Below are 14800 nucleotides of genomic sequence, written 5' to 3'. Positions count from 1 at the left end.
GAAAGCGAGCCTGCTGATGACTTCCTTCTCCACCGAGGTGCAGGGCGAGCCCGATACTGCACCGAGCGACACCGGCGCCGAAACCCGGGCCCACCCGATCGCCGACTCGTCTGGCTCGGCGGCGCTCGACTCGGCGCATGTCGGCGACATCATCGGCGCGTTCGGCCGTATCGCCAGGGACGCCACCGGGCCGGGCCGGACCCGCTGGCAGCGACTGCGGACGCTGATGGTCATCACCGGTCCGGGACTGATCGTCATGATCGGCGACAACGATGCCGGTGGTGTGGCGACCTACTCGCAGGTGGGACAGAACTATGGGATGAGCCTGCTGTGGACGTTGGTGCTGATGATCCCGGTGCTCTACGTCAACCAGGAGATGGTGCTGCGGCTGGGTGCGGTCACCGGGGTTGGTCACGCGCGGCTGATTTTCGAACGGTTCGGCAAGTTCTGGGGTGCGTTCAGCCTGGGTGACCTGTTGATCCTCAACGCGTTGACCATCGTCACCGAATTCATCGGCGTATCACTGGCACTCGGATTTCTGGGCTGCCCGAAGACGATTGCGATCCCGACCGCCGCGGTGTTGCTGTTCGGGGTCGTAGCTGGTGGCTCTTTCCGCCGCTGGGAGCGGTTGATGTTCGTGCTCATCGCGACCAACGTGGCCCTTATCCCGGTGGTATTGCTGGTCCATCCGGCCCTGGGCGAGAGCGCGCGCGGGCTGATCCCCTCCTTGCCGGGCGAACCCGACTCGATTGTGTTGATGGTGATCATCTCGATCGTGGGGACGACCGTGGCACCATGGCAGTTGTTCTTTCAGCAGTCCAACGTGGTCGACAAGCGGATCACTCCCCGCTGGATTCCTTACGGCAGAGCCGATTTGGTGATCGGCATCGTGGGGGTCATCGGCGGAGGCGTGGCGCTCATGGCGGCCACCGCGTTTGGGTTGGGCGGCACCAGCGACGCCGGCAACTTCATCGACGCGGGCGCAGTTGCGTCCCAGCTGTCCCACCACGTCGGACACACCGTGGGCGTGCTGTTTGCGATCGTGTTGCTGGACTGCTCGCTCATCGGCGCGAACGTGATCGGGTTGTCCACCACCTACGCGCTCGGTGATGCGGTGGGCAAGCCGCATTCGCTGCATTGGAAGGTCACCGAGGCCCCGCTGTTTTACAGCACGTACGCCGCGCTGCTCGCGCTGTCGGCTGCGGTTGCATTCAGCCCGGATCATGTCCTCGGGCTGATCACGCAGGGGGTGCAGGTCCTTGCCGGCATCCTGCTACCGTCGGCGACCGTGTTTTTGGTCTTGCTGTGCAACGACCGCCCGGTGCTGGGCCCATGGGCAAACACCTTCCGCCAGAACGCCTTAGCCTGGATCATCGTCTGGTCGCTGGTTGTGCTGTCGCTGATGTTGACAGTGGTGACGCTGTTTCCCAACCTGTCCACCGCGACGCTCGAAGGCGGCCTCGTTGTCGGCGCTGTAATCGGCCTGTTGGGGGCGGCGATCGTGTTCGCAATCGGTTGGTACGCCGACCGGCGCGGTGCGGAAGATACCGTGCCGTTCGGTGCGCTGGATCCCGATCAGATCGAGGAACTCGACAACCTCCCGAAGTTGACCCGTGCCGACCGGAAGGCTTTCCGCGACAAGGTCCGTGCTACCTGGCGCATGCCCGCCTTCCCGACCTTGGAGCGGCCGCTGATGTCGCCGGTACGCCGGGCGGGGCTGTTGACGCTACGCGTCTATCTGGTCCTGGCCGGTGTGGTGGTCGTCGTCAAAGTCGTCCAAGCAGGCGTGGGGTGACCGAGGAGAAAAACCTCGCCAACGGCCCACGACCAGCTATGAGCGCCCGCGCCAAGACCAAGAGGTCAACATCAGTTTCAACGCACAAGGAGCGAAAAAGCTTGTTGCCCAAAATCAATCTGTCGGTTGACCAGTTGCAATGCGATGGACACAATGATCGGGTGCCTCAAGAAGAGCGGGCGATGATCGACGCGGTTGAGCGTCGTCTCGTCCAGAAGTATGCGGCGCTGCCGCCCGACGATGTTGCTGCGGTGGTCCAGCACGCATACACGCAGTTCCAGCAGAGCACCGTGCGGGATTTTATCCCGCTACTGGTGGAGCGGCGTGCCAGCGAAGAACTGAGTAACTTAACGGGTGCCGTCATGCTGCGGCTGAATAGCTGACCTCCGCCACCTCAAGTTGCTGGCCGAGCCGTATACGCTGCATCGCTCAAACCGTTTCTTCTCGACTACTGCCGTCGCCGTCGCCGACGCCGGCCTGACGTGACCGCCCCGCGGACTGGGAACCCTCGATGGCAGTCACCGGTTGCCGGCGAAGAGGTTGCCAGGAAATCACCTCTGGGTTTACTGATCATCTCCTGTGAATGACCATATGCGTCAACGGCGATTTTGCAGAGCCCGAACAATGTTCTCCAACAGTACGTCACGGTTACAGTGATGCTGCGGCTGGTATTGATGCGGTTGCCGTAGGCTTGTGCGCTGCGGTAGCGCGCTGGCGTCGCGAAGACTCCGGATCAGAATCACGCGACTGACGATCGGCCGGCGAGTCGATCAGCGGCGCCGCAGACCGAGACGCCCGCCGGCCGGCCGCCAGTCGAGTCGCTGCAGCCATCGCGACGGTCGCTATAGCGGCGGACCCCAACCCCTGCGCCCAGCCGAACGGACCCACAGGGGTACATCCGAGCAGTTGGCTGACCCCGGGGATGCTGATCATCGCCATAAACGCGGCAAGCGAGCCGGCGGCGGTGAACAGCACAAGTGGATCGTGCGACTCCACCAGGGTTTGGCCGAGCTGGGCGGCCACCAACGCGATCAGCGCGACCGTGGCAGCGCGCTCGCGCCGCCCGGTAACCATGGCCATCGCCCACGCCGCCGTGGCGGCGGCCGCGGTGGTCCCCCCCCGGATGCCTACGGCACGCCACAGCATCCGTTCATCAGGTCCACGTCCGGCGCGCCGCACGGGACCGCTCGGCATGCTAACCGCAAGAGCGGCGGCAGGTAATGCGTCGGTAAATACGTTCATCAGCAGCAGCTGGCGGGCATTCAGCGGCGAGTCACCCGTAACCGCACTGCCAACAATGGCGAAGATCACCTGACTTGCGTTGCCGCCGAGCAACACAGACACCGCCGCCTGCACCCGCCGCCACAGTCGCCGCCCTTCCTCGACTGCGTGCAGGAGTGATTCGATGCGGCCATCGGTCAGCACCACGTCGGCTACGGTATGGGCCGGGTCGCTTCCGTGTGCGACGACGCCGACGCCGACGGTGGCGGCTCGGATCGCTGCCGCGTCGTTGGAGCCGTCGCCGACCATGGCGCATATCCGCCCGACGCGTTCGAGCGTCTGGACGATCTGCACCTTGTTCTCCGGTGACATCCGAGCGAAGATCACCCGCTCGGCAACCACACGTTCTTGGTCCTTGCGCGACAAGGCATTCCATTCGGACCCGGTGATGACTTGGTCGCCGGCCACGGGCAGGCCGAGCTCCTTGGCGATCGCTACGGCGGTAACGGGATGGTCACCGGTGATCAGCCGGATAGCCACGTCCCGATCAGCGAGGTCGGCTAGCAGCTGCGGTGCCTGCGGTCGCGGGGTATCGGAGAGGCCGAGGAATCCGGCCAGCGACAACCCCGTTGCGCACAGTTCGACAATGCGCTCAGGGTCGTGCTGTACCGACTGCACCTGTTGTGCGTTCAGTCGGCGCCGGGCCACGGTGATCACCCGCAACCCTTCGGCGGCCAGCTGATGCACGGTGTGCTCCATCTCTGCGCCGACGTCTTGGCACGCCGCCAGCACCACTTCAGGTGCGCCCTTGACGGTCAATTCCGCACCCGACACCGATGCTGAAAATGATCTCCCGGAGCGGAACGGCAGATGGGTGTCCGGTTCTGGCTGAGGACTCGAACCGTTAACGGACAACGCAGCTTCGACGATGGCACGGTCCGTCGCATGCGCATGCGGGGCGCCGTTGGGCGCCGGTACAGCATGCGCGGCACAACGCAACACATCCTCGCGGGAATAGCCCTCGGAGGGATGGACCCGTGCCACTCGCAGGCGGTTCTCACTCAGTGTTCCTGTCTTGTCGAAGCAGACCACATCGACGCGCCCGAGAGCCTCCACCGATCGCGGAACGCGCACCAGGGCACCGAAATTGCTCAGTCGCCGTGCCGATGCTTGCTGTGCCAGTGTCGCCACCAGCGGCATCCCCTCTGGGACAGCTGCCACCGCAACCGCAATGCCGCTGGCCAGCGCTCGGCGAAGATCCCCGCGGCGCAATAACCCGAGTGCGCTGATGACCGCGCCGCCGCTCGCGGTGATTGGAAAAGCGCGCTTGGTCAGCTGACTGAGCTGGTGCTGCAGTCCGACGGTCGGCAGGTCACCAGAGGCCAGTTCGGCCGCGCGACGTTCCTGCGTGTCCGCCCCGACGGCGGTCACAAGCGCGATCCCCGTCCCCGCCACGACGTGGGCGCCCGCATATAGCATGCAGCGACGTTCGGCCAGCTCGGCGCCGGGTGTGGCTTCGACCTGCTTCCCCACCGGCAACGACTCGCCAGTGAGCGACGATTCGTCGACCTCAAGGTCCTCTACCACGATCAGCCGGGCGTCTGCTGGCACCACTTCATTGCTGCGCACCTCGATCACGTCGCCCGGCTGCAGTCGCTCCGCGACGACCTTGCTGTAGGAGCGTTTTCCGTCAGGACCGACTGCAACCTTGTGTGCTGGCGGGATCTGTTGAGCCAGTAGGCGGTTCAGCCGGCTCTCGGCTCGCAGCCGTTGAGCAGCCGCCAGCATGGAATTTCCGGTCAATACCGCACCGACCATCACCGCGTCGATCGGCGAACCCAGCATTGCGGTGGCCACGGAACCCAATGCCAGCACCGGAGTCAACGGGTCCGACAACTCGGCGCGGACGGCATTGGCGAACTGCCAGACTGTCTTCGGAATTCGTGCGCTCAGTTCGGCGCCGCGCCGGGCGGCTGTCGGAACCGACGACTCTGCCTCGGGTCCGGGTGGCGGCAGCACCTCGCGGACTTGCTGGACCGACATCGCATGCCACTCATACGCGGGCGCCGGACGTGGTGTGGCCGAACGGATTGCGCCGCGGGCCAGCAAGTATCCCGAGAGCAGCCCGGCGGCGGCGCCGATGGCGACAGGACCGGGTCCGCGCCCCCGAACGCCGGGCACCATCAGCAGTGCGCCCAAAGCCGACGCCCCCGCGGATATCGCGATGCCGCGCCGGCTCGCCTCTCTGGCCGCAGGCAGTGAGTGCAGCACCTGCCACGCGCCAGTCAGATCAGCCAGCATCAGATCCGCGTCCCATGGCGGTGACGTGCCGTCGTTCGACCAAATTCCCAGCGCCACATCGGCGGAGGAAAGGGGCTGCGCGCCAGGCGATGACAGCACCGCGACGGTGTGGCCGGCCTGTTGCAGGTCGGCCAGCGCATCGGCGAGCGCTTCGTCGATGGTCCCGTCGTGAACCGGCCTGATCTCGTCGAACGCAGGCCGCAACTCACCGAGCTCACCAATGATGTCGACGTCGACCGAAACCATCTTCGCCCCGGACCCGCGTCCCTCAGCCACTACGGCCGACGCCAAGGGGTGATGCGCGGGCAAAATCAGCGCTTCCACCGCACCATTCCGACCGGGTCTACGCGCCGGCACCCCCGATACGGGATGCCAGCCCGGACCCAGGCCGGGCTGGTGGAGCAGCTCTTGAGCGCGATTCCACGCAGCGGACAGCTGGTCATCGTGGGCACCGCGAACCCGCACTACTCGTAACTTCTCGCTGCACAAAGCACGCGGATCAATGAGCAACGCGTCGACCTTGTCGAGTCGGCGTAAACTGTCCGGCCGCAACGGCAACACCGAATAGTGGTCGGCCAACCCGCGTCCGAGGGTCGCCGCGAACGACTCGCATGCCGTGTACATGGCTTTGGGGGCAGCCGCCACCGTTGCCGTCGAAGCCATTTCAACGTTACGGGCGATGGCGCCGACCAAGCCGGTACCAATCGCCTGCACGAACGCGATACGCCGCGCGTGGCGTTCCACCGAGCCAGCCGGTGGCGGCACCGGGCGCGACGGTCGCGGCGCATTTTCGTCCTCGGCGTACCGTGCCAGCGCGGGTTCGCGGCGGCCCCATGCCTGGGCTTCGGCGCGGCACTCGGCGGCCTTGAGCGCCTGCATCATCAGCTCCACTGCCAGCGACGGCGGCGACAGTGTGGCGACGTAGGCCGCGGTAGTGGCCATCGATAACACGGTCTCGGTCGCCGCACTGCCGATTCTGTCCTCGAGCAGGCGACGCAGCCGCGGCTGGTAGTTGGCGATGGCGGCCACTGCTTCGACGGTGATCGGCGCTCTGGGCAACCGCAGCGCGCGGCCCACCACCGCGATGCCCAACCCGGCCGCGTTCGCGCCCACCAACGCCACTCTGGTCGCCAGCAAGAGGCCATCGCCCGGCAAGTTGCCGCGGGGATCACAACTGTCGCGTGTGCCGTCGAGGGCGACCTCGCCGCAGCGGGTTTCGGCGTCACCGACTATGGAACACAGGTCGCGCAGCGTCGTCCGGTCGCTTTCGATCTCGACGACGACCCGCGACAGCGGGCGGTTCAGGCTTGCCGATGTGACGTCGGGATGTGCCTGAAGGGCATCAAGCACAACGCGTCCGCGTTTCGGGCCGTCGGGAGCGTTCAGTCCGCGCACCTCGATCCACGCGCGGCCGTCACCGCTCCAACAGCGCCGAGTCGGCGTCGAGCTCGCTATCACCTTGGCGCCTTTCCAAATAGGGATGGTGGCGATGTCGAGAGCTGCCGACGCCACTGTCCACGCGGTCTGAGTAGCGGCCGTCGCGGTGTGCACCATTGCGTCGGAAAGCGCCGAGGTCGCCTGGATTCCCGTTGTGATCGCGCGCAGAGGCAGGAACTTTGGCATAGGCATGGCTTTGAATGTGGTTAAACGCAGGACGGATGGTTGCTAACGTGGCTGACTGCCGCGACGCGGCCGCCGTGGCGACGTCTGTTTAGCCTGCGATGATCGCGTCGGTTTGGATTCCGTGGACTTCGTGGGGGCAGTCGTCGCGGGTGTTGGCTTCGCCGGAGTGGCCGCCATCTCGTGCGGACGGTTCGTCTGCCGCAACAACAATGCGCCACCGCCGACGGCCAGCACCAGCGGCCACTCAACGAGACCGCTGGCACCAAGTGCGCCCAACGTCAAGACGGCTAGCGGCATCGAGTAACTGCCCGTACTGGCACCGCGCTGCACACCGGCCGCCGCTCCCGCCACAGCACCGACGACGCCATTGACGGCAGCGCCGCCCACCGCGCCCGCGGCTTTGGTGGTCGCCGCCGCCGCCCGGCCCGCCGTTTGACCTACTTTGCGCACTGTGCCATCGACGACACCCACGACGACAACTCCTTGCGTGTAATCAACCGCATCCAACCCGCCGCGGCGCCGCCGTTGCGGGCTCCGACGCGACAAACTTCCAAAAAGCGAAATCCGCTCCAACGGCAGCTTAGGCATCGATGAACAAACACCGACGTCCGCCGAGTGAATGCATAGAGAATGCATATCTTTTGGCCGCGAACGCACCGACGCGTCGACCGCGCCGCTGGTGCGAGGGTGCTTAGTCCGTTTTCTTCTCGGCTACTGCCGCGCTGAGGCCTTCGGCGAGATCGTCGCGCGTCAGTTCCTTGAACTTGCGTAGCTGGTCCTCGCTGAACTCGTCGACGTCGCTGGCCAGCACCGCGTCGAGGTCCTCGTCGTCGAGGCGGAAACTGCGGTGATCACGGGCCTTCTCCACCACGTTGCGTACGAACCCGGCGTTGCCGAGCACGTCGATACCGCGGATCAGGTCGCCATCCTCGGAGATGTTCTCCTCGAGATAAAACTTGGTGTAGGAGGGCCGCAACACCTCGACCGCTTCGTCGCTGACGACGTCTTCGTTTTCCCGGCCCATCAACTTGGTCAGCGCGATCAGCTCGTCGGGCGTGTAGCTGTAGAACTCGATCACCGTCGAAAATCTGCGCCGCAGGCCAGGATTGACCTCCAGCATCCGCTCCATCGCCTTCGCGTATCCGGCTCCGAACACCACCAGTTCGTCGCGGTGGTTTTCCATGTAGAGCAGCACGGTGTTGATGATCGCGTTGCCGTATGGGTCGCCCTGGTGGTAGCCGCGCTCGTGCAGGGTGTGCATCTCGTCGAAGAAGACCGCACCGCCGAGCGCTTCTTCGAGCATCTCCTCGGTGTTCTTCTCGGCGTCGGCCATGTAGCGGCCCAGCAGCTTCGAGCGGCTGGTTTCCACCACCATCGGCTTGCGCAACACTCCCAGCCCACACAGCTGCTTGGTGAAAGCCCGTGCCACGGAAGTCTTTCCGGTCCCGGGCGGCCCCAGCAACAGGGTGTGACGCGAGGTCACCGGCACCGGCAGGCCCATCTTGGCGCGCGCCAGATTCACTTTGGTCGTGGCCTTGATGAGCTTGATTTCCTGCTTGGCCTTCTCCATGCCCAGCATCGCGTTGAGCTCCGCGTCACCCTCGGCCAAATACTTCTTGGCCATCTCGGCATGGCGTGCGGCCTCGGTCTGCTCGCGGGTCGGCGCACTGTCGGGATCCCATGGATCGGTGCGGGCCTCAATGGTTTCCGGATCGGTCAGCACCAGCCGATAGTTGGGGTTGTCCAGCGCTTCTCGGGCCGGCGCGAATTTGGCGTCACGCGCATACACCCGCCGCAGGTACTCGACGGCCTCTTCTTCGCGACCCAAATGCCGCAGGCACATCCCCTTGGTATACATCGCGACATTGGCGGCGCCGGGTACCCGGTCGGCTTCGATCGCCTCTTCGGCGCGCCGGCAGGCTTCCTCGAAAACCCCAAGCGAGGCCAGCGCGGTAGTGGCCATCGCCGCCCCAGCGGATTTCAGTTCCGGCTGGCGCCACGGTGTGGCTGCCGGGAACTGGGTGAGCACATCGGGCCAGCGGCCGGTGCGGAAATGCAGCAGGCCGCGCACGTAGCGGACCAGTTCGGCGTCGAACGGTTGTCGCGGCTGAGTCTCGTCCAGTAGCCGTGCCGCCTCCGCGTAGCGTTTGGCGTCGATGAGCGCGGCAGCATACCCGGCGGCCAGCGAATCCACGCTGGTAATCGCAAGTCGGAGAAACAGTCCATCGGAGACCTGTGGACGAAACTCCAAGTCGGACAAGCCAAGCCGGCGAATCTCCCATCCGAATGTATTGACGGCCGCCCATGCGCTTGCCAGCACCTCGATGCTCTGATCGCCGGCCAACAGTCGGGCCAGCCAGGCATCACACATGCCGGGATCGATCTTGGTGGCCGTGGTGAACATCTGCAACGCCACCTGCGGATTGTGGCTAGGTTGCAGACCGCTCACCGAAATGCCGGATGCCAGCAGACCAGCCACCATCGCGTTGCGCGCATCGGTGGCAGTCTGCGGACTGCTCATCGTTGCGCCACCGCGGGGGTTGGTGAGGGCTCCGACGCCTGGCCCACCAGCACCGCGAGCTCTTCGTCGTCACGCAACTCGCGACCAGGAACGACCAGCCGTGAACGTCGGGTGGGCACTGGCATGCTGGCGCACACGGCGTCCAGTTGGCGACCGGTCAGCCGGTTCAGTCCGCTCCACACGCTTCGGCGAAGCCGCTGGATGCTGTGGTAGCGCACCCATGCTGACACCTCCGCACCGCCGTGGCGGGGAGTAAGCCGAAGCGTTACCGCGGTGGCCTCGGTGTCGGGCTGCCAGAGCCGTTCCAGCGTCTCAGTCTCGATGTCGCGCGGCGAGACCCAGAAACTGGTTACGAATTCTTTGTGTCCTTCGGGCTGCTTGTATTTCAGCCGCCGCCGGCGCGGGCTGACGTGCGCCGGCTGCAGGCCTGCCAGCACCGTGGCGTCCATCTCGTCGATCTCAGTGGAGGTCAACGGCCGCGCCCTCCACCGACGCCCGTCGAGGTCGTGAGCCAGCCGCTCAGCGGCCGCCGCCAACGTGGAGGCCACCGAATCGCGGGCGGCCACCGCGGCAACGTTGCGCTGCGGGTCCATCCGCAACACCAGCCAGGTGTGGTGCTCATCGAACGGACGCCCATCCGCGAACGGACCGGTGTCGTCGTCGTCCGCGACAAACTTGGCACCGGATGCGTGCCGCGTTCCCACTGAAACGATGTCGATCGCGTCGAGACGCACGTCAAACTGGCGCAGCCGAGCCGCGATGGGCTCCACCGGCAACCACCCCTGCCCTGCTTCCTGGTTGCGGTGCCGCCCCGACGCGCCCTCGTCCTGACCGTCCACCGCGACAACCGCCACCAGCTGGCCGTCGTATTCGCGGATACCGACCACGTCACGGCCGTAGCGGCGCTGGTGATCGATAGCGGGCGTGCACCCCTCGGTGAGTGTCATTTCCGGATCGACAAATCGGTCCAGCACCCGTGCGGCCAGTGCGGTGGCGAGCGGCGTCCGCCGGTAAGTGAAGACCGCAACGATCGTCACCAACACTGACACCGCCACACCCGCCCACCACGCGATGTGGTTTGTCTGCCAGGCGTCGGGCAAATGACTGACCAGTGCCAACACCGCGACGTCGATGAGGAACACCACGGTAAGGCGCGGCCATGACAGGTCGATTCCGAATCGGCGCTGCGCTCTCATGGCTGTCTCCCTTGCCGCCGCATCAACACTGCACCACCGACCACTGCCCCGGCTATCAGCAGGGAGGCAGCAAGCCCACCGGCGGCCACCCATACAGGCGTCATGTTGCGGGGCGGCGCCGGCGGTGGCGGTTTCAGTGGCGCGGACAGCTTCTCGGGCGGCTTCGCCGGACCCTCGGGCACATCCCACGTCAGCGCGGCCACCGGGTCGACGACGCCATGGCCGAGCTGATTGTCCACGCCCCGGGCGGGCGGCCGCGCCGTCCGGATCAACCGGTTGATCACCTGATGCGCTGACAGCTGCGGGTATTTGGCGCGGACCAAGGCCGCCACGCCGGAGACAATCGCCGTGGAAAAGCTCGTGCCCGACGGCACCAACAGCGAATTCTCCGGCCCCTCAATCGCATTGATCACGCTGTCGTCGCGGGGTGACAGCCCCACGATGTCGGTGCCAGGGGCAGCGATCGATACCCACGGCCCCGCCACACTCATGTTGGTCATCGGCGCCCCGCTGGAATCCACCGCACCTACCGACAGGACATAGTCGCTGAACCAGGAGGGAGTTACGACGGTGTTCACACCATTCCAATCGCGGGGATCGTTGGGCTGCAACGGATCAAAGACCGGATTCTGCTTGCAGTCTTTCTTGCTGGTGTCACCGGCAGCAGAGACGATGACGGCGTCCTTCTCGACCGCCGCGTAGCGGACCGCAGCGCCCAGGTCGGCTTGGTCGAGCACATTACGGACACTCATGCAGGTCACGTCCGAGATGTTAATCACCGATGCACCCATATTCGCCGCGTGCACGATCGCCCGGGCCATGGTCCGGATGTTGTCCGACTTTTGCCGGGTCTGCGGATCCTCGTCTCCCCCGAATGGCTCCTTGGCGGTAAACGCCTGACTCGACTGGCGAATTGAAATCACCTCGACATCAGGGGCGATGCCGTTGAAAGCATCCGGAGCCGCAGGCGGTGGTGGTGGCGGCGGTGGTTCGCGCGGCTGCGTGCGATCGGCGACGATTACTCGTCGACCCCCGGAATAGCTTGGCGTCGTTATACTTCCGTGCCCACGGTTCGCGGCGCCCGGCGCCTTCGGCGGTTGAGGCATCCACGGCGGGGCCGGAGGGCCGGCTGGTTCCTCCGACGGCGGCGGAGCCGGCACCATCGTGATCGTCTGGGGTGGCGGAGGCGGCACAGACATGGTGATCGTCTGTGGTGGCGGAGGCGGTGGCGGCGGCTCGTTGGTAGGAACCGGTAGCGGCCTGCGGGGCGGGGGCGCCGCCGCGGCCGCACCGTTTGCCGGTTCCGCGGCAATGACCGACGCCACCATCGTGCCGTGGGCGTCGCAGTCTGATAACCCGTCGCCTCCGCCCATCACGTAGTCGCCGCCGGGGGTCAGGTGCGGCAGTCTGGGATGTGGTGTCACCCCGGTGTCGATGACGGCGACCTTTACCCCGCCGCCGCGGCCAAATTGCCATGCCTCGGGCAAGTTCAGCATGTCCATGTATTTCGGCTGCACCCGAAAGTCGGTGCCGGGCAACACTCCTACCTCGGTGCAGTAGGAGCTCTGCCTCATCGGCTGTGCCGGTCCGGGCGGCCCGTCAGGCGGCAGGGCTCCCGGGTCGACCACGGGAGGAGCGATCGCAGCTGCGTACGGTGATCCGGCCAGCGCAGCGGCGGCGACCAGAAGCGTGGTTGCGGTTGCTCCGGCCGCTCGGCCGCACCACAGCCGACCCTTACCGGTACCGGATCGCTTCATAGACGTTCATCAGCCACAGCGCCAGCGGGAATATCGGCATCAGGCAGAGGTATTCGATCCATTCCACGAATTTGCGGAACAGCGGACTATAGATGGTGTTGGGCACTACCGCGGCGGCTGCCAAACCGGCCGCCGGGAGCAACACCAAGACCGCGACCCCGGCTGACAACACCGCCGGCGAGCCCGACACCAGCACGTAGCGCACCACGACGGCGGCAATGATGAGCACCGCGGTTGCCGCCAAAGTTATTGACTGCCAACGGTCTACATACGAGCGGCCTCGCAACATCAGGAAGCCGAAGGTGAAGGCGGCCAGCAGCAACGGCAGCCACTTACGCCCGGCGTGTGGATCGCACAAACCGGCGAGGCACACCACCGTCAGCACACCGAGACCGACCAGCAGGCCGGTCAAGAAGGATCGGGCTCGCTCGGCGCGCAGCATGACGTCGCGCACTGAGGACGGGCCCTCCAAAGTCGGCTGTCCCCCACCGGAAACCACGACGGTGGTCGGCAGGTCGGGCCGTGCCTCGAATACCCAGCGGCTGGTGGCGGACGGAAAGACCGGCAGCCGGATGCCCGACAGCCAGCGCGACAGCGCAGGGGCACCGTGATACAGCAGTACGCAGGCAAGCAGCACACAGGTCAGCAACGTCACCGCGCTGGTCAGCAGCACCATCCGGGCGAGACCCGCGATTGTCGCCGCAGCGCAGATCGTCACCAGCGCGGTATAGATTCCCAGGCGACGGCCGGTGAACCGCATGACCAGCATCGCCGCGACGCCGAAGACACCGAAGCCCAACACCGCGTGCGGTGCGCCGACGGGGCCCGGGGCGGTGGTAGATATCGCCACGGCCAGCGGCGCCAGGCCGCTCAGCAGCAGGATGTCGCCGACCCGCCGATCTTGAACTGTTTGGGAACGCGACAGAATCATCGTGGCCACGGTCAGCACCAGCACCGCGATCACCGCCGCGAAGGGAGCCGGCAGCCACGACTCGTGGCGCCAGCGCCACCACTCCAGCAAGCCGCTGGCCAGTACGACACCGACTGCCACCATCGACGCACCGACCTGGACCGCGGCGACCGGGTCGATCGGGGCGAAGCGCTTGCTGAGGTTTGCCGCGACTGCCGTCGAGATGTGTTCGATGACCTCGGAGCGGTGTTCGGTGTCTTCGAGAAACTTCAGCCACAACCGGTCGCCGTCGTAGACCTCTTGCTCGGTCAACGACAGGTTGGGTCGCAGCGGCGAGCCGTCGACGAGGCACAGCATCCAGCGGCCGCGGCCCTTGGCCTGCAGCGGCGTTATCCCAAGCTCGCGCAGGCGCGTGTTGACCACCTTCAGCAGCGGATCGATCATCACCGACAGCGGGGCATGGGCGTCCAGTACCACGCCGATCTGGACGTCGGCGGCCATGATGGCCACCACCGCCGCCTGAGGTGAGCCGATTGCGTCAGCGCCGGGCTGCTGCGCTTCGACTACTGCGGTCATTGTTCCGCAGTCCGGTCAATTAATACTGAATGCATCTGTCTCGCCTCGCAATTTCTGAATTGTCCCGCCTGCTGCGGTCATCGAGCTAATTCTAAAGTATTTGGTTGTGTCCGCACGCCGAGCGAATGAGTTAGCGAAAGTTGTTGGTACGGCCGTTATTCGACGTGTGTTGTTAAACTCTTCGATGCGTTTTCCACTCGCCGAACGGAAGGGTCTCTAAAACGGTCTTGACCCCCACCTGTACCAGCTGGGGAGTGGCAGGGCAGATAGCCAGCCAAGTTTCGCCCGAACCCGCGGTGCGGGCCTGCTGGTAGAGCGCGATGCGCCCGCCGGATCCGTCTTTCAGCGACAACACCGAGGCGCTCGGGCCCTTGGCGTCGTCGCGGTACTGCCGCGCGTAGACCGCCGCCTCGGCCTGAGGGTCGGCCAGCGCCTGACCGAGTGCTGCCACGGTGGCCGCGCTGATACCCAACCGCCGCAGATCCCCGCCGGAGAACACGTTGAACCCGGCGCTCTGCCACGCCTTGGTTGCCTCCAGCATTTCGTCCAGCGGCACGTTGACCGCGTTGATCTGGGCGGGGTCGGCGTGGTGGATGGACTCCAGCCCGTCGAACACGAGGGCCGCGATCGAGGGGGTGTCGGTGATCGCCACGTCGTCGACCGTGATTTCGTCGGCGACCCGCACGGCCGACACCCAGTGCGTCCCGCGGCGTGCCAGCACCACGCGGAACTCGTTGTCGGGGATGTCGCGCGAGCCGACCGGCTGCTCCTCCCCTTCCTCCGGTTCGATGACGCCGTAACGGAGTTTGCCCCGCGACAGCAGCGCGATGACCTCCAAGTCTGGCGCGGCCAGCACCCGCATCCGCTCGGCCACCTGGTCGTTGACCTTGTCGTCGATGA

At 65.8% G+C, this 14800-nt stretch carries 9 protein-coding genes; 2 read left to right on the top strand and 7 right to left on the bottom strand.

Annotation, left to right across the window (positions count from 1 at the left end; genetic code table 11):
- The first annotated feature begins 16 nt into the window (after positions 1-16).
- Positions 17-1795 (top strand): NRAMP family divalent metal transporter, encoded by a 1779-nt coding sequence (locus VFA16_RS08860; protein ID WP_324967451.1) that lies wholly within the window; start codon positions 17-19, stop codon positions 1793-1795.
- Positions 1792-2178, top strand: a complete 387-nt coding sequence (locus VFA16_RS08855; RefSeq protein ID WP_324967449.1) for a three-helix bundle dimerization domain-containing protein — start codon at positions 1792-1794, stop codon at positions 2176-2178. Before VFA16_RS08860 ends, VFA16_RS08855 begins: the two co-directional genes overlap by 4 nt.
- Before the next feature lie 265 nt (positions 2179-2443).
- Here VFA16_RS08855 and VFA16_RS08850 read toward each other — a convergent pair whose 3' ends face one another.
- The 7 genes from VFA16_RS08850 to VFA16_RS08820 all read right to left on the bottom strand — a co-directional run.
- Positions 2444-6928: a cation-translocating P-type ATPase gene (locus VFA16_RS08850; RefSeq protein WP_324967450.1), complete on the bottom strand. Its 4485-nt coding sequence runs from the start codon at positions 6926-6928 to the stop codon at positions 2444-2446.
- Between the two features lie 54 nt (positions 6929-6982).
- Positions 6983-7411: a hypothetical protein gene (locus tag VFA16_RS08845; RefSeq protein WP_324967448.1), complete on the bottom strand. Its 429-nt coding sequence runs from the start codon at positions 7409-7411 to the stop codon at positions 6983-6985.
- Between the two features lie 220 nt (positions 7412-7631).
- Complete coding sequence (eccA, locus tag VFA16_RS08840; protein ID WP_324967447.1) at positions 7632-9461, bottom strand: type VII secretion AAA-ATPase EccA; 1830 nt, start codon at positions 9459-9461, stop codon at positions 7632-7634.
- Positions 9458-10657 carry a type VII secretion protein EccE gene (eccE, locus tag VFA16_RS08835; protein WP_324967446.1) on the bottom strand — a complete coding sequence of 400 codons (1200 nt, stop codon included), beginning with the start codon at positions 10655-10657 and terminating at the stop codon, positions 9458-9460. Before eccE ends, eccA begins: the two co-directional genes overlap by 4 nt.
- Positions 10654-12414, bottom strand: a complete 1761-nt coding sequence (gene mycP / locus VFA16_RS08830) for a type VII secretion-associated serine protease mycosin (RefSeq protein WP_324967445.1) — start codon at positions 12412-12414, stop codon at positions 10654-10656. Before mycP ends, eccE begins: the two co-directional genes overlap by 4 nt.
- On the bottom strand, positions 12392-13900 hold the full coding sequence (gene eccD / locus VFA16_RS08825; RefSeq protein WP_324967444.1) for a type VII secretion integral membrane protein EccD: 1509 nt from the start codon (positions 13898-13900) through the stop codon (positions 12392-12394). Before eccD ends, mycP begins: the two co-directional genes overlap by 23 nt.
- A 172-nt stretch (positions 13901-14072) precedes the next feature.
- On the bottom strand, positions 14073-14800 hold a 728-nt coding region (locus tag VFA16_RS08820; RefSeq protein WP_324967443.1), incomplete at its 5' end, for an ESX secretion-associated protein EspG.

This window comes from Mycobacterium sp., from assembly GCF_035653355.1.
Taxonomy (GTDB): domain Bacteria; phylum Actinomycetota; class Actinomycetes; order Mycobacteriales; family Mycobacteriaceae; genus Mycobacterium.
The sequence above is the reverse complement of the archived record's forward strand: the minus strand, read 5'-3'. Positions and strand labels throughout refer to the sequence as shown.

What these genes read in the sequence shown, in the direction of transcription:
- mycP (WP_324967445.1), bottom strand. Translation starts at nt 12,414, where the DNA reads ATGAAGCGATCCGGTACCGGTAAGGGTCGGCTGTGGTGCGGCCGAGCG.
- VFA16_RS08860 (WP_324967451.1), top strand. Translation starts at nt 17, where the DNA reads ATGACTTCCTTCTCCACCGAGGTGCAGGGCGAGCCCGATACTGCACCG.
- eccE (WP_324967446.1), bottom strand. Translation starts at nt 10,657, where the DNA reads ATGAGAGCGCAGCGCCGATTCGGAATCGACCTGTCATGGCCGCGCCTT.
- eccA (WP_324967447.1), bottom strand. Translation starts at nt 9,461, where the DNA reads ATGAGCAGTCCGCAGACTGCCACCGATGCGCGCAACGCGATGGTGGCT.
- eccD (WP_324967444.1), bottom strand. Translation starts at nt 13,900, where the DNA reads ATGACCGCAGTAGTCGAAGCGCAGCAGCCCGGCGCTGACGCAATCGGC.